The 23,380-nt window shown below is 42.8% G+C and carries 18 protein-coding genes; 5 read left to right on the top strand and 13 right to left on the bottom strand.

Features of this window, described 5'->3' with window-relative positions; all coding sequences use genetic code 11:
- Together A6J84_RS08395 and A6J84_RS08390 are read right to left on the bottom strand one after the other, a co-directional pair.
- Window positions 1–1,767, bottom strand: coding sequence for an ABC transporter ATP-binding protein (locus tag A6J84_RS08395; RefSeq protein WP_084943961.1), 1,767 nt, complete (start codon window positions 1,765–1,767; stop codon window positions 1–3).
- Between the two features lies 1 nt (window position 1,768).
- Window positions 1,769–3,475: an ABC transporter ATP-binding protein gene (locus A6J84_RS08390; protein WP_095726400.1), complete on the bottom strand. Its 1,707-nt coding sequence runs from the start codon at window positions 3,473–3,475 to the stop codon at window positions 1,769–1,771.
- Window positions 3,476–3,681: 206 nt separating this feature from the next.
- On the opposite strand from A6J84_RS08390, the gene A6J84_RS08385 reads away from it, so the two are divergent.
- Window positions 3,682–4,698: an NAD(P)H-dependent glycerol-3-phosphate dehydrogenase gene (locus A6J84_RS08385; protein WP_000745029.1), complete on the top strand. Its 1,017-nt coding sequence runs from the start codon at window positions 3,682–3,684 to the stop codon at window positions 4,696–4,698.
- 21 nt (window positions 4,699–4,719) lie between these two features.
- A complete protein-coding gene (galU, locus tag A6J84_RS08380) occupies window positions 4,720–5,619 on the top strand; it encodes a UTP--glucose-1-phosphate uridylyltransferase GalU (RefSeq protein ID WP_000811022.1) in 900 nt (299 codons plus the stop codon).
- Window positions 5,620–5,737: 118 nt separating this feature from the next.
- Here the strand turns inward: galU and A6J84_RS08375 are convergent, their stop codons facing one another.
- From A6J84_RS08375 to pbp1b, 6 genes are all read right to left on the bottom strand, one after another.
- Window positions 5,738–6,418: a rhomboid family intramembrane serine protease gene (locus A6J84_RS08375; RefSeq protein ID WP_000658470.1), complete on the bottom strand. Its 681-nt coding sequence runs from the start codon at window positions 6,416–6,418 to the stop codon at window positions 5,738–5,740.
- Window positions 6,402–6,941, bottom strand: a complete 540-nt coding sequence (locus tag A6J84_RS08370) for a 5-formyltetrahydrofolate cyclo-ligase (protein WP_000642762.1) — start codon at window positions 6,939–6,941, stop codon at window positions 6,402–6,404. Before A6J84_RS08370 ends, A6J84_RS08375 begins: the two co-directional genes overlap by 17 nt.
- Window positions 6,942–6,952: 11 nt before the next feature.
- A complete protein-coding gene (locus tag A6J84_RS08365; protein ID WP_033585440.1) occupies window positions 6,953–8,083 on the bottom strand; it encodes an N-acetyldiaminopimelate deacetylase in 1,131 nt (376 codons plus the stop codon).
- A gap of 69 nt (window positions 8,084–8,152) precedes the next feature.
- Complete coding sequence (dapD, locus tag A6J84_RS08360; protein ID WP_000127447.1) at window positions 8,153–8,851, bottom strand: 2,3,4,5-tetrahydropyridine-2,6-dicarboxylate N-acetyltransferase; 699 nt, start codon at window positions 8,849–8,851, stop codon at window positions 8,153–8,155.
- A gap of 84 nt (window positions 8,852–8,935) precedes the next feature.
- On the bottom strand, window positions 8,936–9,847 hold the full coding sequence (locus A6J84_RS08355; RefSeq protein ID WP_095726399.1) for a DMT family transporter: 912 nt from the start codon (window positions 9,845–9,847) through the stop codon (window positions 8,936–8,938).
- Between the two features lie 77 nt (window positions 9,848–9,924).
- Window positions 9,925–12,432: a penicillin-binding protein PBP1B gene (pbp1b, locus tag A6J84_RS08350; protein WP_095726398.1), complete on the bottom strand. Its 2,508-nt coding sequence runs from the start codon at window positions 12,430–12,432 to the stop codon at window positions 9,925–9,927.
- Between the two features lie 140 nt (window positions 12,433–12,572).
- Here pbp1b and tyrS point away from each other — a divergent pair, with 140 nt between their 5' ends.
- The gene (tyrS, locus tag A6J84_RS08345) at window positions 12,573–13,829 is read left to right on the top strand and encodes a tyrosine--tRNA ligase (protein WP_095726397.1); all 1,257 of its coding nucleotides are present in this window, start codon (window positions 12,573–12,575) and stop codon (window positions 13,827–13,829) included.
- Window positions 13,830–13,906: 77 nt separating this feature from the next.
- On the opposite strand, the gene A6J84_RS08340 is transcribed toward tyrS, so the two are convergent.
- On the bottom strand, window positions 13,907–15,967 hold the full coding sequence (locus A6J84_RS08340) for a heavy metal translocating P-type ATPase (RefSeq protein ID WP_000008775.1): 2,061 nt from the start codon (window positions 15,965–15,967) through the stop codon (window positions 13,907–13,909).
- Window position 15,968: 1 nt separating this feature from the next.
- The gene (locus A6J84_RS08335) at window positions 15,969–16,247 is read right to left on the bottom strand and encodes a DUF6110 family protein (protein ID WP_000910910.1); all 279 of its coding nucleotides are present in this window, start codon (window positions 16,245–16,247) and stop codon (window positions 15,969–15,971) included.
- A 151-nt stretch (window positions 16,248–16,398) separates the two neighbouring features.
- Between A6J84_RS08335 and A6J84_RS08330 the strand changes: the two genes are divergently transcribed.
- Entirely contained in the window at window positions 16,399–17,247 is an 849-nt protein-coding gene (locus A6J84_RS08330; protein ID WP_001095532.1) for a putative RNA methyltransferase, read from the top strand.
- A gap of 109 nt (window positions 17,248–17,356) precedes the next feature.
- On the opposite strand, the gene A6J84_RS10335 is transcribed toward A6J84_RS08330, so the two are convergent.
- From A6J84_RS10335 to malQ, 3 genes are all read right to left on the bottom strand, one after another.
- Window positions 17,357–17,563 carry a hypothetical protein gene (locus tag A6J84_RS10335; RefSeq protein ID WP_033587430.1) on the bottom strand — a complete coding sequence of 69 codons (207 nt, stop codon included), beginning with the start codon at window positions 17,561–17,563 and terminating at the stop codon, window positions 17,357–17,359.
- Window positions 17,564–17,796: 233 nt separating this feature from the next.
- Window positions 17,797–20,055: a glycogen/starch/alpha-glucan family phosphorylase gene (glgP, locus tag A6J84_RS08320; protein ID WP_049478974.1), complete on the bottom strand. Its 2,259-nt coding sequence runs from the start codon at window positions 20,053–20,055 to the stop codon at window positions 17,797–17,799.
- A 24-nt stretch (window positions 20,056–20,079) separates the two neighbouring features.
- Window positions 20,080–21,597: a 4-alpha-glucanotransferase gene (malQ, locus tag A6J84_RS08315; RefSeq protein ID WP_095726396.1), complete on the bottom strand. Its 1,518-nt coding sequence runs from the start codon at window positions 21,595–21,597 to the stop codon at window positions 20,080–20,082.
- 473 nt (window positions 21,598–22,070) lie between these two features.
- Here malQ and A6J84_RS08310 point away from each other — a divergent pair, with 473 nt between their 5' ends.
- Complete coding sequence (locus A6J84_RS08310) at window positions 22,071–23,342, top strand: extracellular solute-binding protein (protein ID WP_000095461.1); 1,272 nt, start codon at window positions 22,071–22,073, stop codon at window positions 23,340–23,342.
- Window positions 23,343–23,380 lie beyond the last annotated feature (38 nt).

Raw genomic sequence — 23,380 nt, 5'->3', positions numbered from 1 at the left:
TTATTCAAAGACAAATTGATTATGGTACAGTTCGGAGTAAAAGCCTCCAAGCTTGAGTAATTCGTGATGATTTCCTTGTTCGATAACCTCACCATCCTTAAGGACAATAATCTGATCGGCATTGAGAATAGTTTTCAAGCGATGGGCAATCACAAAGCTCGTTCTTCCTGCCACAATTGCCTCCATAGCATTTTGAATCTTGCTCTCTGTTACAGTATCCACGTTTGATGTTGCCTCATCCAAGATTAAGACCTGGGGATCCGTCATTAAGGTTCGAGCGATGGAAATCAACTGCTTCTGACCGGTTGAGAAGACGCTCTGGTCATCATTAATCAGAGTATCGTACTTATCTGGTAGACTTTCGATATATTCATGGATATGCGTAGCCTTAGCAGCTGCTTCTACCATCTCCTGACTAGCATCTGGCACACCGAAGCGGATATTATCCCGAATCGTTCCACTAAACAAGACCGAATCCTGCAAGACAATCCCGACCTTGCTCCGCAGGCTGTCCAAGTCGTAGTCACGAATGTCTTTGCCATCAAAAGAAATGCTACCTGCATCCACATCGTAGAAACGATTGATGAGGTTCATGATGGTTGTTTTCCCCGAACCAGTCGGGCCTACAACTGCTATCATCTGCCCCTTAGGAGCTGAAATGCTAACATCTTTTAAAATCGGCTTGTCTGGCACATAAGAGAAATCAATGTGACTGATTTCAACACCTTCTCGCAATTCCGTAAAGGCAGGCGCATTTTGCGGACGAATCTCTTCTTCTGCATCGAACATTTCTTGGATACGATCCGCCCCAGTAAAGGCCAACTGGAGGCTCCCCCAACTCGCAGCCACCTGGATAATCGGCTGGTAGTACTGCTGAGAAAATTGGGTAAACATGACGATCAAACCTAGGGCTGTCGTTGTTTCGATACTTGGATCGTTCAGCAAGACCGCAGAACCTGCAAAAATAACGATGGCCGTATTGACCAAGCTCATCCCATTCATAACAGGAAAGAGGATGCCTGAGAACATTCTCCCTTTAAAGGTTGCCTTGCGCACGCGCTCATTTTGCTCCACAAAGCCTGCTACGATGTCGTCTTGAATTCCTTGTACGATAACAGCTTTCTGTCCAGAAATACTCTCATCCATGTAGGCGTTGAGTTTCCCAACCTCTTTTTGCTGGAGATTGGTGTACTTGCGGGCCATCTTCACGATGAAAACCAACATGAGAAAGGCCACTGGGGTGCTGGCTACTGTTATCAGGGCTAGCGTCACATTTCTTGAAAACATGACAAAAATCAAACCGATGTAAAGAGCAATATTGCTCATGACCTGAACTAGGCTTTCATTGAAGGCTTGAAGGATGTTATCCAAGTCACTCGTGAAGTGAGAAAGGATGTCGCCATCCTGATGGCGGTCAAAGAAAGAAACCGTCAAACGAGAGAGTTTGCCAAAGAGGCCCTTACGCATCTCATTTGTTGACTCAGCAATCACACGGGTCATCAAGGTCATGTAAATCAAACTGGATACCACTAGGGCGAGAACAACCAGAGCTAAATTCAGCATCAGAGCTGACAAACTCTGCCAGGCTAGTTCGGAAGTTCCATTTTGATAAGCCAGAACTAGGTTAGCGAGCTCCGTCACTGCTTGACCTGAAAAAACTGGAAAGAGGGCTTGGGCAATCGTCGCAACTGCAACCATCAGAACCACAATGACAAAGGAGAACTTGTAAACTTTAAAATAATTCCAGAAAAATCGAACGGTTTTCATTTTATTCCTCCTTTCCCTTTTGTGTTTCGTAGATTTCGCGGTAGACGGCATTGTTAGCTACCAAGTCTGCATGCCGTCCTTCTCCAATCAAGCGTCCTTGGTCCAAGACCAAAATCTTGTCTGCATGGACGACTGAACTAATCTTTTGAGCGATGATAATGGTTGTCGTCCCTTTCAGGTCTTTATTCAAAGCTTCCTGCACGAGTCTCTCTGACTTGGCATCCAAGGCCGAAGTCGAATCGTCAAAAATCAGGATACGGGGATTGCTGACAATCCCACGGGCAATCGACATCCGTTGCTTTTGTCCACCAGAAAAGTTGGTGCCACGTTCTTCGACCTGACTCTCAAATTTGTTTTCCATACGCCCAATAAATTCGCTGGCTTGAGCAATTCGTGCTGCACGTTCCATTTCTGACACGCTGGCATTGCCTTTTCCTTGACGAAGATTATCTGCAATGGTCCCGCTAAAGAGAATAGCACGTTGCAAGACGATGGAAACTGTTTTACGTAAGGTTCCCTCGCTGACGTCTCGAATATCCTTGCCACCAATCTTAATAGATCCCTCCTGTGGATCAAACAGTCGTGGAATTAACTGAGCCAAGGTAGACTTCCCTGCTCCAGTAGCCCCAACCACACCGACCATCTGACCGGGCGCAATATCAAAGCTTACATTCTTCAGCATAGGCTCGTCATCATTGGGATAGGTAAAGGTCACATTTTTAAAAGAGAGACTTCCTTCTAACTCTTCATCTGGGAGATCTTTAAAGGTCATCGCTGGCTCGGTATCTAGAATTTCGCGGATACGACGCAAGGAAATCATGGCACGACTGACAGAATTCCCTAAAAATCCAACCATGATGATGGTAAAGATAATCTGGCTGAGATAGTTGATAAAGGAAGCAATCGAGCCCACTACAGACGGATCTGACTGAGCCATTCCAGCCACCAACCAGATAGAGAGGAAGACCGCTCCATAGCCGACTAGCATCATAACGGGTTCTATAACTGAGAAGGCATAACCGATATAAAGATTTTGGCCGAGAAGTTCATCAGAAACATCGGTAAATTTGTCAAATTGTGCTTTTTCTTGTACAAAGGATTTGACCACGCGCACACCACGTAGATTTTCCTTGGCGATAGCATTGATCCGTTCAAGAAGGGTTTGAAACTTAGCAAATCGTGGCCCCATCATTCCCATCATGATAGCAGTTAGTGCAAAGATTAGGAGCACCATGAGGACAATCACCCACCAAAGTGACGGAAGAGTGTGAACCGCCAAGATAAAGGAACCGATAAAGAGAAGAGGGAGACGGAAAAGAATTTGAAAAGCCATCATCACCACGTTCTGAATTTGGTTGATATCATTGGTCATACGGACGACAAGGTTACCCGCATTGAATTGCTCGATATTGGCATAAGAAAAAGTCTGGATCTTGCGAAAAGCGTCTTCACGAAGGTCCGAAGACACTCCTTGAGCAATGTAGGCTGCAAGCGTTACATTGACCCCACCTGCAACCAGACCGACTAGGGCTACTCCTATCAACCAAGCGCCAATACTATAAATAGCCTCATTTTGTCCGGCCAACAAAGCCTCTAACACCTCTTGCAAATAGCGCGGTTGCAAGAGCGAACTCGCAACCATCAAGCCTGTCATCATTAAGGATGCCAAGGCTTGCCATTTATAGGTTTTTATTTTTTTAATGAGCATATTTCCTCCTAATAAAATAGATAAAGGGAGCGACATCCTGCGTCAGCTCCTTCTCATTCGTTCATATTGATGCTATTCTAGCAAAAAAGAGACATCTTGTCAAAGAAGTCTCCTTATTATAAATTAGTGCGCTTTCATCTACAGGTGATGCATGAAAAGGCTTTTTATGGTAAAATGAAAGGAAGAACTCTTACAAGGAGGAAAAGATGAAGAAACAAACCATCGCTGTCTTGGGTCCTGGTTCTTGGGGAACTGCCCTTTCGCAGGTCCTAAACGACAATGGACACGAGGTTCGAATTTGGGGAAATATTTCTGACCAAATTGATGAAATCAATAACCAACATACAAACAAACGCTACTTCAAAGATATCCTACTCGACGAAAAAATCAAAGCCTATCATGACTTGGAAGAAACACTCAAGGATGTGGATGCTGTTTTATTTGTAGTCCCAACAAAAGTAACGAGACTGGTTGCCCAACAAGTAGCAAAGGTGCTCAATCACAAGGTTGTCATCATGCATGCCTCCAAAGGATTGGAACCAGATAGCCACAAACGTCTATCAACTATTCTTGAAGAGGAAATTCCAGCTGACCTTCGTAGTGAAGTCGTTGTTGTTTCAGGACCTAGCCATGCTGAGGAAACGATTGTGCGGGATATTACTTTGATCACTGCAGCCTCCAAAGATCTTGAAACTGCCCAGTACGTCCAAAATCTCTTTAGCAATCACTACTTCCGTCTCTATACTAATACGGATGTTATCGGAGTTGAAACCGCTGGTGCTCTCAAAAACATCATCGCAGTTGGCGCTGGAGCACTACATGGTCTAGGATTTGGCGACAATGCCAAGGCGGCTATCATTGCCCGTGGCTTGGCTGAAATCACCCGTCTAGGGGTCGCTCTTGGAGCCAATCCTCTGACTTATAGCGGGCTTTCTGGAGTTGGGGATTTGATCGTAACGGGGACATCTGTCCACTCTCGTAACTGGAGGGCCGGTGATGCTCTCGGTCGTGGAGAATCCCTCGCAGACATCGAAGCAAACATGGGCATGGTCATCGAAGGCATTTCAACAACTCGAGCAGCTTACGAGCTGGCTCAGGAATTGGGTGTCTACATGCCAATCACACAGGCTATTTACCGAGTCATCTACGAAGGTGTCAACATCAAAGAAGCAATCACTGACATCATGAGCAATGAATTTAAAGCAGAAAACGAATGGTCGTAGACCCTTATAGAAAGGAACATCATGAAACAAAAAGTCAGAAAAGCAGTCATCCCTGCAGCTGGATTGGGAACTCGCTTCCTCCCAGCAACTAAGGCCTTGGCCAAGGAAATGTTGCCAATCGTAGACAAGCCAACTATCCAGTTTATCGTTGAAGAAGCCCTCAAATCTGGAATCGAAGACATCTTGGTTGTTACTGGTAAGTCAAAACGTTCCATCGAGGACCACTTCGATTCAAACTTCGAATTGGAATATAACCTTAAAGAAAAAGGGAAAACCGATCTTTTGAAGCTGGTTGATGAGACAACCGGCATGCGCCTGCATTTTATCCGCCAAACACATCCACGTGGTCTCGGCGATGCTGTTTTGCAAGCCAAAGCTTTCGTTGGAAATGAACCTTTTGTCGTTATGCTTGGTGATGACTTGATGGATATCACGGACGAAAAGGCTGTTCCACTTACCAAACAACTCATGGATGACTACGAACGTACCCACGCGTCTACTATCGCTGTTATGCCAGTCCCTCATGACGAAGTATCTGCTTATGGGGTTATTGCTCCGCAAGGCGAAGGAAAAGACGGTCTTTACAGCGTTGAAACCTTCGTCGAAAAACCTGCGCCAGAGGATGCTCCTAGCGACCTTGCTATCATCGGACGCTACCTCCTCACGCCTGAAATTTTCCAAATCCTCGAAAACCAAGCTCCAGGTGCAGGAAATGAAATTCAGCTGACAGATGCAATCGACACCCTCAATAAAACACAACGTGTATTTGCTCGTGAGTTCAAAGGAGCTCGTTACGATGTCGGAGATAAGTTTGGCTTTATGAAAACATCCATCGACTACGCTCTCAAACACCCACAAGTCAAAGACGACTTGAAAGACTACCTCATCCAACTCGGAAAAGAGTTAGCTGAGGGAGAATAGAAGAAAAACAAAGCTCTTAAATAAGGGCTTTGTTTTTTGTTGACGATTGCAACAAAAAAGCCATCTTTGCAGATGACTTATTAGCAACCGAATCGGTGCTCGCATTTAACTATCCCCCCTACACATAGGTCATTCCCTTATAGCAAAGGAAAATGGCTAGTGCGATAAAAAGTACAGTTGCTCCGATTCGCTGGCTGGTACTGTACATCCTTCTCTCCCATTTGACTGGAAAGATGACTGCTAGAAAGGCACCGCCTACTGCACCTCCGATATGGCCTGCTAGGCTGATTCCTGGAATCAGAACACTTCCAATGATATTTATCACGAAAAGTGTCAGATAGGATTGCCCCAACTGCTGAATATAGGGGTTGCGAGTTGCGTAACGCAGGACGATAATCGCAGCAAATAACCCGTAGAGAGAAGTGGATGCTCCAGCTGCGACAACTTTCGGTGTAAATGCAAACACAAAGAGATTCCCCATCATTCCTGATAAGAGATAGAGAAGGAAGAACTGCTTGGAGCCGAAAATCTCCTCAACCTGTCGTCCAAGAAAGTAGAGCGAAATCATATTGACAATGAAATGCTCCCATCCAATATGCACAAATATAGCCGAAAAAAGGCGCCAAATCTGCTCAGGGAACAGGCGAATGATCGGTCCATACATGGCTCCAAACTGAAGCAAGGTATCTGCTCGTTCAAAATTTAAACCTGTAAAAACCAACATCAAGAGAAATACCAATGCTGTTACTAGGAGGAAGAAGCTAGTCACAGGATAACGTTTATCAAAGATTTCCTTCATAGATTAGCACCTCCTGGACGGGTATATCATGGTTTTCAAAGTTAAACTCCTGAACTTGACAAGGATAGATTGTACTCATGGTATGCCCAGCAAAATGTTCCAGATAGCGGTCATAATATCCTCCACCATATCCGATCCGATAGCCCTCTGTTGTAAAAGCCAAACCCGGAACATGAATTAAATCAATCTGAGACGGTTCCACCACTTCCAAGTCTCCTTGCGGTTCCAGTAAACCAAAGGAAGTTTTTGCCAACTGCTGCGGATTATAGACCACAAACTCCATGCGCCCCTTGGGATAGGTTTTGGGTATCAAAACCTTCTTGCCGTCCTTCAGCGCCTGCTCAATCAGTTCCTGCGTTTGAAATTCATGAGGGAAGGAGAGATAGGTTGCGATGACCTTAGCTTCTTGGTAAAAGGGATGCTTTAAAAATCGTTCAGTTAAAACTCGATCCATAGCCTGTTTTTGCTCCTGAGATAGAGTCTTCATTTCTTGCAAAATTTTCTTGCGTAGTTCTGCTTTCATAGACAATTCCTCTACTCTGCTGCCTTCTTTTTTAAGAAACTAGAGACTACATCTACCCCAATGGCTATGGCTTCTTCCTCAGGACTCATCTGAGGGTGATGAAGGGCGTAGGGACTATCGATACCTAGCCAGAACATAACGCCATCTACCTTCGAAAGGAGATAACCAAAGTCCTCACCAGTCATAGCAGGCTCGATATCAATCAACTCGATTCCGTCTTTCTCTTCAAAAAAGTCCATCAGTTCACGCGCCAAGGCTGGATTGTTCTCAACAGGTAGGTAGCCTCCTTGCTTGAGTTCTACTTCGACTTCCATATCAAAGGCTGCTGCAACCCCTTCTGCGACAGTCTTGACTCTTTTTTGCACCAAGAGGCTCATGTCTTGAGTCAAAGCGCGAATGGTTCCGTGTAAAAATGCTGTGTCTGTAATGACATTGTTGGTTGTTCCAGCTTGGAAAAGGCCAAAGGTCACCACCGCTCCCTCGATTGGGTTGACATTGCGGCTGACAACTGACTGTACTTGGGTTACAAAGTAACTAGCAGCCACCAAGGCGTCATTGGCTTCATGCGGAAAAGCTGCATGCCCTCCTTTTCCTTTGAAACGAATCTTCACCTCACAGGTCCCTGCAAAGAGAGTGTGTGTATTGGTCGCAATCTGTCCAACCTTCAGATCCGGACGAACATGGAGACCATAAAATTGGTCTGGCAACCAATTTCCAAAAGCACCATCCTCATACATAAGCATCCCACCGGCTTCATTTTCTTCAGCAGGCTGAAATAGGAAGAGCAAATTATTCTTGGGTTGCTCCTCAAGGGCGCGTTCGAGGCATCCTAAGGCAATGGTCATATGAAAATCATGGCCACAAGCATGCATGCGACCTTGGTGCTGAGAGGCAAAAGATAGACCTGTTTGTTCGACGATAGGCAGGCCATCAATGTCTGTTCGCCAACCAATGGTGCGTTCCGGCTGACTTCCCTGCAAATAAACCAGAATACCTGTCCGCCAAGTACGAATTTGAACAAAATCCTTGCCCGTAGTCAATTTTTCAATCACATCCAGCAAATAAGCCTGAGTCTTGAATTCCTCCAAGCCAATCTCTGGAATCTGGTGTAAATCTCGTCTAGTCTGAATCAAATCTAACATCTATAGATCCTCCTTTTGATAGAAGAAAGAGGCTGGAAAAAGGGTTCCGCCTCTTTTTTACTTTTACAATTACAAGGTACGAAGCGCATCCTCTAGCGCTGTTTTTTGTTGGGTTTGGGCATCAATTTCTTTGATGATACGAGCCGGAACACCTGCTACTACCACATTTTCTGGAACATCTTGGGTAACGATAGCTCCTGCTGCAACAACTGAACCACTGCCGATTTGAACTCCTTCGATAACCACTGCATTGGCACCGATAAGAACATTGTCTCCGACACGGACTGGTTCAGCGCTAGCTGGCTCAATCACACCCGCCAAAACTGCTCCTGCACCAACGTGGCTGTTTTTCCCAACGATAGCACGACCTCCAAGGATGGCACCCATGTCAATCATGGTTCCAGCACCGATTTCAGCACCGATATTGATAACAGCTCCCATCATGATAACAGCATTGTCACCAATTTCCACCTGGTCACGGATAATAGCACCTGGCTCGATACGAGCATTGATCGCACGTTTGTCTAGCAAAGGAACTGCAGAATTACGAGCATCTTGCTCGACAACATAATCTTGATTTTCTACCAAACCTTCAAGAAGCGGAGCGACGTCCTTCCAGTCTCCGAATAAAACATTTCCTAGTTTGACAACAGAGCTAGGTACAGCAGTTGCAAGTTCTCCTTCAAAGGTTACTTTGACACTGGTTTTCTTTTCAGCATTGGCGATAAATTGGATAATTTCTTGAGCGTTCATTTTTGTAGCAGTCATAGGTGCCTCCTAGTTCGTTATAATGATACCTATTCTACCAAAAAAGGCCTCAAATTTGAAGCCTCAACTATCAAATAATCATCTTTACCTGGCTTGTTTTGCTTCTTCTACAGATAAGAAAATCATCGGAACGATAATCAACACCATAGCTAAAGCCAAAAAACCATCCATGACCAATCCCAAAAAAAGAACACTTAATAAAGCTGAAGAGAGCGGTTCGCTAGCACTCACCACCGATACAACCAGCGGAGAAACGAGTGACACGGCCTTCATAGATAGAAAGAAGGCAAAAGCAGTACCAAACACGGCAATCGTCAGACAAATCAGCACACTTACCAGATCCACTTGAAAACTTATCCGATAAATAGGGTAAAGAAAATTACTAAATAGCCCTGCCAGAATCATCCCCCAACCAACAGTTGGAATGAAACCGTAGCGCCGTGCAAAGCGTTGGGGAAGGATAACATTAAACATGACCCCTACTGCACTGAGCAAACCTGTCACTAGAGCCAAAGGAGTCATGGATAATTGGGACAAATCTCCTTTTGTAGCCATCAAAAAAACACCTAGCATGGCAGTCAAAACATAGAACACAGCTGTAATCGAAGCCTTCTTCTGGTAAACGAGGCGATTATAAAACAGGATAAAAACAGGGCTGATAAATTGCAAAATGGTCGCTGTCGTCGCATTGGAATACTCAACGCAGAGATAGAAGAAAAACTGCACAGAAAAAATACCTAGAATAGCATAGGCTAAAAAAGGTAGATAATTTTTCTTATCACGCCAGATGTCCAACAAGCGGCTACGCAACTGAAAAGCAGGTAAACCTAAAACCAAACTCCCTGCCACTAGTAAACGCATAGAAGTAATCCATCCAGAAGACACTGGATAATGAGTGAAAAAATACTCTCCTAAAATCCCACAAATCCCCCAGATTAGGCCTGAGAGTAGCGAGTATACTGTTCCCTTAACAATCTTTTTCTGATAATGATTCATATTATTATTGTAACACGAAACCAACAAAGAAAAAAGTAGCAACAAGGAGAAATTACTAACCTTGCTACTACTCTTTCTTAACGATTAAATAGACGTGAACGTCCTGAAGAACCACTTTGAGTATTGCCACTCGAACTTGAACTTCCAGAGCTACTGCTTGAACTTGAGCTTGGAGGAGTCACTGCTGGAATGCTTCCTAGAATATTCTTCCATGCGTTCAGATAATCTGCATCGCTTCCTCCAATAGCAAAGCGATAGGTGGTCACTGGCGCGCCTTCTTTAGTCGCCCAGTAGCTCGTTACTGTTGATCCAGAAACTTCTATTTCTTTTCCATTGATGGAAACCTTGCCTGGTTTTTGTCCTGTAGATCGGAGAACTTGCGACTTGGTCACACTTGGATCCAGATTAAAGCGTTCATTCCCCCATATTCCAGGTTCAGCTTGCTGAATGGCATTGACCAAGTGGGCCATATAGTTGGCATTGCGGTAGTGACCTGCTCCTTTGGCTAGTGGTCGGTTGTCGTCGTGACCTAACCAGCCACCCAAAGTCAAGCGAGGTGTAGAAAGCATGAGCCACATATTTTCATCTTCATTGGTCGTACCAGTTTTTCCGATCCAGTCAGCACGAGCGAGGGATGGATTGATAGTCGTCAAGTCCGTCTGGAAACTCGAGGTAATCCGAGACGAGATAACATCCCGAAGGAGACTTTGCATAATGGTTGCTGTCGCTTTTGAATAAACTTGGACAGGCTCATCCTTGTGCTCGTATACCAATCGGCCATCCGTTGACTCGATCTTCGCGATCATATGTTTCTTATGGTAAACTCCATTGTTGGCCAGAGTTTGATACCCGTTGGTATGCTGGGCAACTGTAACGTCAATCCCCCCACCCATCGGTAAACTTTCAATACCATATTCTGGGATTTCGTAACCCATTTTTTCCATATAGCCTTTGACATCAACACCCTTCTCTCGAAGCGTACGATACGTCCAGTAGGCTGGGATATTCCATGAGTAGTTAAGGGCTTCTCCCAATGTCATCATGCCCGTACCAGGACTATTGACATACATGATGGGATTCCCATTTGAGAAGTTGGTAGGATAGTTTGACAAGATACTTGCACTTCCCATCAAACCTTGGTCAATAGCGATACCATAGGCCAATATAGGTTTTGTGGTTGAAGCTGGAGAACGCTTGGTATCGATAGCGTGATTGTTCTGATTTTCTTGATAGTTACGACCACCAACAAATCCAAGGATAGCTCCCGTTTGATTGTCCATGAGGACATTCCCCACCTCAGGCTGGCCTGTCGAATCATCTAGCAAATAGCCGTAGGTCGCAACCGCATTTTGCATCGCAGCATGAACATTTTTATTGATAGTTGTCGTAATCTTATATCCACCATTTTCAATTTCCTTAGTGGCTAAATCGCGATAGGATTTCTGAATGGACTCATTCTTTAATTCTTGCGCAGAGACATTATCTCGTTGGATGAGGTAGTCGTACATGCGGTCCGTAGCTTCTGCCAAGGTTGCATAGTAGAGATAGTCACGCGAAGTACCACTAACACTACCGGATGGTAGGAAGTCTTTCTTAAAGTCATAATCTTTGTACTTATCGTAGTCTTCCTGACTTAGAGCCCCTGTCCGGTACATATTGTAGAGGACATCCTTGGCACGCTTAATTCCCAAAGCCATGTCCTCATCACTCTTCATACTACCATCAGATTCATAAGGAGAATAACTGATTGGACTCTGTGGCAACCCTGCGATAAAGGCAGCTTGAGGGATCGTTAAATCCGAAGCATTGACCCCAAAGATTCCTTCTGCAGCCTGCTGGGCACCTGCAATATTTTGACCTTTATGATTGCGACCAAAAGGAGCTATGTTAAGGTAGGTTGTCAAAATCTCATCCTTACCCATAGCCCGTTCTAAAGCTAGAGCATCAATAATCTCTTTAGCCTTACGAGCTAGAGTTGGAGCATCCCCCACCACTTGCTGCTTGATGACCTGCTGGGTCAAGGTCGAACCACCACTAGACGAGCCTAGACCGACAAAGGTTCCCAAGGTCGCACGAATAACGGCCTTAGGCACAACTCCCTTGTGCTCATTGAAATGCTCGTCCTCTGTCGCAACAATGGCTTTCTTAAGGTTGTCTGAGATAGCATCTGAAGCGACTGAAGTGCGCAATAAATCGCCCTCGATCGAGGCAATGGTACTGCCGTCAGAATAAGTGATTTCTGAGATGGAGGCAATATCCTTCACTTGCTTGACCAACTCTTCTGCTTGAGGGACCTGGGCCTTGTCAAATAGAGCGACTCCATAACCCATAGCCACACCAGCGCCAAACAGTCCACCGATAAAGCCTAAGATAAAGAGAGTATTAAAGACTATTTTAAACCCACTTAAAATCTTAGCAAAAATAGACCCTGCCCTTCTAACTTTGTTAGAAGAGGTCCCCTTTTTACCGGTTTTCTTATTAGCCAGTTTTTCTGCTAGTCTTTTCTTCCATTTTGCAATTCGTTGCATTAGCTGCTGGAAAAAATGCAGCATTTTTGTTTTTAATTCATTAATTCTTTCTTTCATGAATGTCCTCGCTTTCTCTATTATACCATAAAAGGGAAACTTTCAATAAAATAGCCACTTTCTTCCCTATTCTACTAGGCTATTAATCAAGTTTGTGATACAATAGGTAGAAACAATATTTTATAAAGGAGAAAAGACACATGCACATTTTTGATGAGCTAAAAGAGCGTGGTTTGATTTTTCAAACGACTGATGAAGAAGCTTTGCGCAAAGCCCTAGAAGAAGGTCAAGTTTCTTATTATACTGGCTACGATCCAACTGCTGACAGCCTTCACCTAGGCCACCTTGTCGCAATCTTGACCAGTCGTCGTTTGCAATTAGCAGGTCACAAACCTTATGCGCTCGTTGGCGGTGCTACAGGTCTCATCGGAGATCCGTCCTTCAAAGATGCTGAGCGTAGTCTCCAAACAAAAGACACAGTAGATGGCTGGGTCAAGTCTATCCAAGGACAACTTTCTCGTTTTCTTGACTTTGAAAATGGTGAAAACAAAGCTGTCATGGTCAATAACTACGACTGGTTTGGCAGCATCAGCTTCATCGACTTCCTCCGTGATGTCGGAAAATACTTCACTGTCAACTACATGATGAGTAAGGAATCTGTGAAAAAACGGATTGAAACTGGAATTTCTTACACTGAGTTCGCTTACCAAATCATGCAAGGATATGACTTCTACGTCCTTAACCAAGAGCACAATGTTACCCTGCAAATCGGTGGTTCTGACCAGTGGGGAAATATGACAGCTGGTACCGAATTGCTTCGTCGTAAGGCTGACAAGACTGGTCACGTGATCACTGTTCCACTCATCACAGACGCAACTGGTAAGAAATTTGGTAAGTCAGAAGGAAACGCAGTTTGGCTTAACCCTGAAAAGACTTCTCCATACGAAATGTACCAATTCTGGATGAACGTGATGGATGCTGACGCTGTTCGCTTCTTGAAAATCTTTACCTTCTTGTCACTCGATGAGATTGAAGACATCCGCAAAGAGTTTGAAGCGGCTCCACACGAACGCTTGGCACAAAAGGTCCTCGCTCGTGAAGTCGTGACTCTTGTTCACGGAGAAGAAGCTTACAAAGAAGCCCTTAACATCACCGAGCAACTCTTTGCTGGAAACATCAAAAACCTTTCTGTCAAAGAACTCAAACAAGGACTTCGTGGAGTGCCAAACTACCAAGTAAAAGCAGACGAAAACCACAATATCGTGGAACTCCTCGTGTCATCTGGTGTGGTGAATTCAAAACGCCAAGCCCGTGAAGACGTCCAAAACGGAGCTATCTACGTCAACGGCGACCGTATCCAAGACCTTGACTATGTCTTGAGTGACGCAGATAAGTTAGAAAACGAACTCACTGTTATCCGCCGCGGGAAGAAGAAATACTTTGTGTTGACTTACTAAATTGTTAAACATTTACCTATAAACAAAGGAGTTACCCTCGAGAAAGGTAACTCCTTTTTGCTGTGAATAGTCCCCACCTATCCCTTAATAGACAGGCTACGCAGGACTATGCGTAAGGTTGTTAGATTATGTAGGATAGAGAGGTTTGAAGGACTGAGCCAATTAAACAAGCCAAAGCCAATCAAACTACTATTTACGACAACGGTATCTTGAATATTCTTCTTGATGAGTGTTTGCAAAGATGATGATAGCCAATCCAACTCTTGGAAGAAATCCAAACGATTATCTAACAATAAGATATCGCTCATCTGCTTAGAAATATCTGCACTCTCATTCATCACCACACCGATATCTGATAGGGTTAGAGCCGCTGAGTCATTCAATCCATCTCCAACCATCAAAATCGTGTGACCTGCTTTCTGCAGTTCCTCTACTAACTCAAATTTCCCATCAGGTTTCAAGTCTGTATAGACCTGATCAAAGGGCAAATCTTTGACTAATTCCTCTGTCCTAACCAAGGTGTCCCCTGTTGCCAGAATCAATTTTTTCCCTTGTGCCTTAAGTTTCTCCAAGGCTGCTTTTGCTTCTTTTCTCAAAGGAGTATGAATGCAGAACATTCCAATCAATTCATTCTGATAAGCCAAGAATAAGAGATTGTAGTGACTCTTGTACTCTTCAATTAAAGCATTTTGTTCTGAACTGATATGAATCTGCTCATCCTGCATCAAGACATAATTCCCAATAAGAACTGGTTGGCCATCTATATGAGATTTGATCCCCTTGCTTGCAATATATTGGAGTTTCCCATGCATTTCCTCATGTTCAATTCCCTCTATCTCAGCTTGCTTGACGATGGCATTAGCAATAGGATGATAAATGTGTTCCTCAAGACAGGCACTGATTCTGAGAATATCTTCCTCACTATAGTCCCCAAAAGGTAACACCTTTTCAACTATAGGATAACTAGTTGTGATTGTTCCCGTCTTATCAAACAAGAAAGTATCAACTTCCAGATATTTCTCCAGAACATCCCCATCCTTAATCACCATTTCACGGTTCAACCCCTCCTTGATAGCTGTCAAATAAGCTACAGGAGTAGAGATTTTCAAAGCGCAGGAGAAATCGACTAATAGGAAAGAAATAGCCTTAGAAAAAGAACCTGTTAATAGGTAAGTTAGCCCAGCCCCCAAGAAATTATATTTGACGACCTTATCCGCCATCTTGATGAAATAGCGTTGTTTCGTTTTCTTGTTTTCTTCAGATTTCTTCATTAACTCAATCAGTTGTAAAATCCGGCTGTTCATCTGATTATCGGTTACACGAATGCGTAACTCTCCAGTTTCTAATACTGTATTTGCACAAACCAAATCAGACTCTCTTTTTTCAACTGGAAAACTCTCTCCCGTCAAGGAACTTTCGTTGACCATACCTAAACCTGAAACTACTTGTCCATCAAACAGAATTTCATTTCCTTGAGATAGGACCAAGACATCTCCTATTTGAACATCGGAACTCTTGATACTAACAACCGTATCGCCCTGTACTAAGAATACGTCGCTCTCTTTTGCAAGAAGGCTTTGTTCTAAATCTGTTGCAGTTTTTTTCAAAGACCACTGATCTAAATGATTCCCCAAATCAAGCATAAACATGATATTGCTAGCTGTCTTGGATTGGTTCATAAACAAGGACAATAAAATCGCCGAACAGTCCAAGACTTCCATCGTTAGTTCCTTACGCGCTAGTGTTTGATAGGCTTCTCTAATATAACCCAAAGCCTGATAACAAGTCCATATATAGCGAATAGGATACGGCACAAAACTACGAAAAAGTACACGCTTAATCGCTGCACCTGAAACAATAGAATAAGCACTCTCTTCTCTACGAATGGGAAGAGTCATCAACTCAGAAACTTTCCCTTTATCAATTCTTTTTAAAAAGGCTTCTGCATTATCTAATACAGAAAAGCCTTCTTTTATGCGTAGAGTAAAGTGCTGTTGATCCATGTAAAACTGGATAGACTCAATCCCCTTTTCATCTCTCGCCAAGGAACGAAGATAGTCTTGAATATCCAAGGTGAGTGAAAAAGAAGATGATAGTCGGATATGTTGGTATCCTCTATGTAGCACTTTAAAAGACATATTATTCTCCTATAAGGCTATCTAATTGCTCTTCTTTTTTCTCTTGCTCGTACAAATATTTGGCATCTTGCAAGACATCGTCTCCATGTTGTTTCACAACAGAAACAGATGCATCTAGCCCGTCTTTCAACTTGTAAGCCTTAGCCAAAGCTTTAGAATAACCTTTTTTAGCTTCCTTACTTGCCAAGATTTTCAAACCAAGGGTACCAAATGCGACACCACCCAAAAAGAGTGATGATTTTTTCGCAACTTTTGCAACGGTTAATACTTCTTTTAACATACTTATTTCCTCCTTATCATTATTATATAGAAATTTAGATATAAAAGCAATTTTATTCTATAAATTGGAGAATTAGTTTTATTTCTACTGAATCTCCCATCTACTTATTTCTAAAGTTGCTTTCATTTGCCTCTTTTGATACACTTAAACTATGAATACAAACCTCAAACCCAAACTTCAGCGTTTTGCTTCTGCGACTGCCTTTTCCTGCCCTATCTGCCAAGAAAATCTGGCCTTGGTAGAGTCTAGCCTCAAGTGTAGCAACCGCCATTCTTTTGATCTGGCAAAATTCGGCTATGTCAACTTGGCTCCGCAAATCAAGCAATCTGCCAACTACGACAAGGAAAACTTCCAAAACCGCCAGCAAATTCTTGAAGCTGGTTTTTATCAGGCTATTTTAGAAGGTATCTCGGACTTACTAACAACTAATCCATCCGCAAAAACAGTCTTGGATATCGGTTGTGGCGAAGGTTTCTACTCTCGTAAACTCCAAGAAAGTCACTCTGATAAAACCTTCTATGCCTTTGACATTTCAAAAGACTCGGTCCAAATCGCAGCTAAAAGTGAACTCAACTGGTCAGTTAATTGGTTTGTCGGTGACCTGGCTCGACTTCCTATAAAAGACGCCAGTATGGATATCCTGCTCGACATCTTTTCACCTGCCAACTATGGGGAATTCCGTCGCGTTTTATCCAAAGATGGCATCTTGATCAAGGTCATCCCGACTGAAAATCACCTCAAAGAAATCCGTCAAAGGGTACAAGACCAGCTGACAAACAAGGACTATTCCAACCAAGATATCAAGGAACATTTCCAGGAATACTTCAGCATCCAATCTAGCCAAATAGCTTCCCTAACCAAACCCATCACAGCCGAGCAACGCCAAGCTTTACTTAGCATGACCCCCCTTCTCTTTCATGTTGACCAGACCAAAATTGACTGGAGTCAACTGACAGAGATTACCATTGAGGCAGAGATTTTGGTTGGGAAAGCACTGTAAATAAAACTTTCAGATAAGACAAAACCCGCACCTCCTCTTGAGGTGTGGGTATAAATCGCGATTTTTCAACTGTCTATCCGAAAAGTGGAAAAAATTTTAACCTCTCCATTTATTTTCGATTCGAAATAACAAATTTATCAATAAATAGCAAGTGAAATGAGGCAAGTGATGCCCCATAACAACATCCATGAAAAGAGATTTCTTGATGAGTCAGTGGAAAGGAACTACTATTACCCATATAAAGGCATGACCAAATCACAAATAGTATCCAAAATAAATCAGTCCATTTATATTTTGAAAAATATTTTTTCCACATAAGAACACCTTCTTTCCTGCAATCATATTATAACACTTCGTGTAAGCGGATACAAGAAATGTGAGGTAATCAACTAAGAAGAAGCATGAGGTTGAAAGAGAGTGTTAAACCTTCAATACGTCTATGATTTCTCTCTTTTTAGACCAGATTGATTCAAATCAACATTATTCAAAAAAAGCGAATTTCAATCGAAACTCGCTTTTTTACAAAATGTATTAGTATAAATTTGTATCTTAGTTCAAGTGCCAGATATCTTCGTTGTACTGAGCGATTGTACGGTCAGATGAGAAGAATCCTGCTTTGGCAATGTTAACGATGACTTTATCCAACCATGCGTCGCGGTCTTCGTAGTCAGCAAGCATTTGCTCTTTGACTTTAATGTAGTCTTCCAAGTCAAGGAGAGTCATGAACCAGTCTTTGTTGATCAATTCGTTGTAAAGACGTTCCAAGCGTTCTTTCTTACCTACTGCAAGAACAGCATCGCTCACAATGAAGTCAACCAAAGGTTTGATAGCTTCACGAGCATAGAATTCGCTTGATTTGTAAGCTGCTTTTGCGTAAAGGTCGATAACAGTTTCTGAATCTTCACCAAAGATATAGATGTTTTCGTCGCCAACCAACTCAGCGATTTCCACGTTAGCACCGTCCATAGTACCAAGAGTCAAAGCACCGTTCAACATGAATTTCATGTTACCAGTACCTGAAGCTTCTTTAGAAGCAAGTGAGATTTGTTCTGAGATATCACATGCTGGGATAAGGAAGCTTGCTGCAGTAACGTTGTAGTTTTCAACCATAACCACTTGCAAGTGTGGAGCTACTTCTGGATCATTTGCAATCACTTCTGACAAGCAAAGGATCAAGTGAATGATGTCTTGGGCGATTGTGTAGGCAGGAGCTGCTTTACCACCAAAGAAGACTGTGATTGGACGAGCAGGGATGTTACCAGCCTTGATATCAAGGTATTTGTGGATGACATACAAAGCGTTCATTTGTTGGCGTTTGTACTCGTGAAGACGTTTGATTTGGATATCAAAGATAGAGTTTGTATTGATTTCCACACCTTGGTGATCTTTCAAGTGACGAGCCAATTTACGTTTGTTGTGAGCCTTGATGCTTTCCAATTTTTCTTTGACAGCTGCTTTGTCTTCGTAAGACAAGAGTTTTTCAAGCTCATCTGCTTCATGGTGCCATCCCTCTCCAATAATCTCATCCAAGTAGTGAGATAGTCTTGGGTTGGCATGCATGAGCCAACGACGGAATGTGATACCGTTTGTTTTGTTGTTGAATTTTTCTGGGTAGATGTCGTAGAAAGCTTTCAACTCTGAATTCTTCAAGATCTCAGTGTGGAGTGCTGCCACCCCGTTTACGCTGTATCCATAGTGGATATCCATGTGAGCCATGTGTACACGGTCGTTTTCATCAATGATTTGAACAGCTGGGTCTTTGTATTCTGCTTTCACACGACGGTCCAATTCTTTGATGATTGGTACCAAGTGAGGAACCACTTCTTCCAAGAATTCAAGAGGCCATTTTTCAAGGGCTTCAGCAAGGATTGTGTGGTTAGTGTAGGCAGTCATGCTTCGTACGATTGAGATTGCTTCATCAAGCTCGATACCTCGCGCAGTCAAGAGACGGATCAATTCAGGAATCACCATTGATGGGTGAGTATCGTTGATTTGTACAACAGCGTAGTCTGCAAGGTCATGCAAGTTGCTTCCTTTTTCGATTGCTTCGTCGATGATCAATTGCGCACCGTTTGAAACCATGAAGTATTGTTGGAAGATACGGAGCAATTCACCTTGCTTGTCGCTATCGTCTGGGTAAAGGAAGAGAGTCAAGTTGCGAGCGATATCTGTCTTGTCAAAGTTGATACCATCTTCGATGATAGAAGAATCAACTGAATCCAAGTCAAACAAACGCAAGCGGTTTTTAGTAGCTGTCTTGTAACCAGGTACATCAATATCATAAAGGGTAGATGTCAATGTGAAGTGTGCAAATGGCACTTGGTAGCTACGGCTTGAGCGTACCAACCAGTTTTGCTCTGTCAACCAAGCGTTAGGAATTGTTTCTTGTTGGTTGTTTTTAAGAACTTGTTGGAAAAGACCGAAGTGGTAGTTCAATCCAACACCGTCACCATTCAAACCAAGTGTAGCGATTGAGTCGATAAAGCAGGCTGCCAAACGTCCCAAACCACCGTTACCAAGTGATGGTTCCAATTCTACTTCTTCGATTTCGATCAACTCTTTACCTGCAGCTGCAAGCTCTTTTTTAACTTCGTCATAAAGACCAAGGTTAATCAAGTTGTTTGACAAGAGTTTACCGATCAAGAACTCAGCTGAGATGTAGTAAACCTTTTTCTTACCAGTGTTAACTGGTTTTTGGCTGCTTGCAAGCTTGCTGTAGTTAAGAAGAGCAAGGTAAAGCTCTTCATTGCTACATTCTGCAATGGTTTTATTGTAACGTTTTTGTACAAATTCGTTTAATGGTAACATGTTTATGTGTCTCCTGATAATGTCTTATTTCTTTAATTCTACCAAATTTTCATTGATTCGGCGATAAATTGTAGTCAAGTCAAGCAAAGTTTCTTCAACAGCTGGTGTGAGTTGGTCTGCTGTCATACGCCATGACCAGTTTCCGCCAAGAGTAGATGGGAAGTTCATACGAGCTGACTCATCTAGTTCTAGCAAGTCTTGCATAGTTGCAATAGCCATGAAGCTAACAGATGAAAAGACTGTGCGAAGCATTGCGTGTGGCACTGTTTCGTACTCTTTACGGTTCGTGTAACGAGCCATGTATTCACGAGTTGGATCGTCGATTTCATTACGGTACCAACCAAGAACAGTGTTATTATCGTGTGTTCCTGTGTACATAACAGAGTTGGCAGGTGCCAAGTGTGGGCTATCGATACTTTCATCTTCTGGGTTGAAGGCGAATTGAAGAATCTTCATTCCTGGGAAGCCAGTACGTTCACGCAACTCGATGACTTCATCTGTCATGAAACCAAGGTCTTCTGCGATGATGTTTAGCTCACCAAGCTCTTCCTTAACGGCTGCAAAGAGTTTGTAGCCTGGACCTTTCACCCATTTACCAGGTGCTGCTGTATCGGAACCAGCAGGAATTTCCCAGTAAGATTCGAAACCGCGGAAGTGGTCGATACGAACGATATCGTAGATCTTGAAGCTTTCGCGCAAGCGTTCAATCCACCATTTGTAACCGTCTTTGTCCATGGCTTCCCAGTCATAGATTGGGTTCCCCCAAAGCTGACCAGTAGCAGAAAACTCATCTGGTGGACATCCTGCGATGCAAGTTGCTTTACCAGTGGCATCTGTCTTAAAGAGATGTGGATTTGCCCACATATCGCTTGAATCTTCCGCTACGTAGATAGGCATGTCCCCAACGATTTCGATGTGGTTGTCGTTAGCGTAGGCTTTCAATTTCAACCATTGTTGGAAGAAGAAGTATTGAGTCACACGGTGGTAAACCAACTTGTCTGCCAATTTCTCACGGTAGCTTTCAAGCGCTGAAGCTTTACGGGCACGAGCATCTGCATCTGGCCATTCTGTCCAAGTAAGATTGTCAAAATGCTCTTTAATCGCCATATATTCTGCGAAGAGTTCAAGCCATGATTGGTTGTCTTTAGCGAACTTCTCAAAATCTTTGACATCTCCTACTTCCAAGAAGCGTTTAACTGCTTTTTCTAAAAGCGGACGACGTGCATAATAAATCTTCGCATAGTCAACTTCAGATGCATCGCTACCAAAGTCAACACCTTTAAGATCACTGGCTTCGAGCAAGCCTTGCTCTACCAAGATATCAAGGTCGATAAAATGCGTATTTCCAGCAAAGGCCGAGAATGATTGGTATGGAGAATCTCCATAGCTTGTTGTCCCAAGAGGGAGAATCTGCCAATAACGTTGCTTCGTACGAACCAAGAAATCGACGAAATCATAGGCAGTTTGGCCAAATGATCCAATCCCGTATGCTCCTGGCAGAGAAGAGATGTGCATCAACACACCACTTTGACGTTTTTTCATAATAGCACCTCATGTGTTTGTTATAAAACGTTGCGCAATCAAGGCGCAAACGTTTGCGTTAATTTAAGTATAACGCATTTCAAAAACAAATGCAAGCGTTTTTAAAAAATTTTTTTGAATTATTTTAATCAAACAAAACTTGTTGCCACTGATATTTTATGAAATAAGCGAAAAAATTTTATAGATTTTCTGATTTAAGATAATTCATTCCCAATATCTGCTCTATTTTCTGAAAAACCGAGCCGAATTTACGCAATCGTTTTCCTAATATATTTTCAATTCAAAAAAACAAACATTTTAAGTTCTTTCCTATATATAGGCTTTAATAAATGTTTGAAACCTTAAAATTTTTTTAAAATTTTTGCTAAAAAAACTTGCAACCGTTTTCTATTTGTGCTATACTAAGTTCGTAAAAGAAAACGTTTGCGTTTTCTCATTAAATTATTTTTGTTATTCTTTAGGAGGAATACACTATGTCATCTAAATTCATGAAGAGCGCTGCTGTGCTCGGAACTGCTACTCTTGCTAGCTTACTTTTGGTAGCTTGCGGAAGCAAAACTGCTGATAAAGCAGCTGATACTAGCTCATCTGAAGCAAAAGAAATCACTTTCTACGTTGAAGACCAATACAAAGCCTACGCTGAAAAAGTTGCTGCAGCTTATGAAAAAGAATCAGGTACAAAAGTTAACATCAAATCAGGTGACCAACTTGGTGGACTTGACAAACTTTCACTTGACAACCAATCAGGTCAAGCTGCTGACGTTATGATGGCTCCATACGACCGTGTAGGTAGCCTTGGTACTGACGGACAACTTTCAGAAGTTACTTTGAGCGACGGCGCTAAAACAGATGATAAAACTAAATCTCTTGTAACAGCTGCTGACGGTAAAGTTTACGGTGCTCCTGCCGTTATCGAGTCACTTGTTATGTACTACAACAAAGACTTGCTAAAAGAAGCTCCAAAAACTTTTGCTGAATTAGAAGAACTTGCTAAAGACAGCAAATACGCTTTCGCTGGTGAAGATGGCAAAACTACTGCCTTCCTAGCTGACTGGACAAACTTCTACTACGCATATGGACTTCTTGCTGGTAACGGTGGTTACGTATTCGGACAAAACGGTAAAGACGCTAAAGACATCGGTCTTGCAAACGACGGTTCTATCACTGGTGTCAACTACGCTAAATCTTGGTATGAAAAATGGCCTAAAGGTATGCAAGATACTGAAGGTGCTGCAAACTTGATCCAAACTCAATTCCAAGAAGGTAAAACAGCTGCTATCATCGACGGTCCTTGGAAAGCTCAAGCATTCAAAGATGCTAAAGTAAACTACGGTGTTGCTACTATTCCAACTCTTCCAAATGGTAAAGAATACACACCATTCGGTGGTGGTAAAGCTTGGATCATCCCATCAAGCACTAAGAACCTTGAAGCTGCACAAAAATTTGTAGACTTCCTTGTTTCAACTGAACAACAAAAAGCATTCTACGATGCAACTAACGAAATCCCAGCTAACACTGAAGCTCGTTCATACGCTGAAGGTAAAAACGATGAGTTGACAACAGCTGTTATCAAACAGTTCAAGAACGCTCAACCAATGCCAAACATTTCTCAAATGTCAGCAGTTTGGGATCCAGCTAAAACTATGCTCTTTGATGCTGTAAGTGGTAAAAAAGATGCTAAGACAGCTGCTAACGATGCTGTAACATTGATCAAAGAAACAATCAAACAAAAATTTGGTGAATAATTGAATTCGTTACAAGGGGGGAGAATACAAATCCCCCT

Origin of the sequence: Streptococcus sp. FDAARGOS_256 (genome assembly GCF_002289235.2) — a bacterium.
Lineage (GTDB): Bacteria > Bacillota > Bacilli > Lactobacillales > Streptococcaceae > Streptococcus.
Note: the sequence above shows the minus strand (reverse complement) of the source record. Positions and strands in the feature narration are given on the sequence as shown.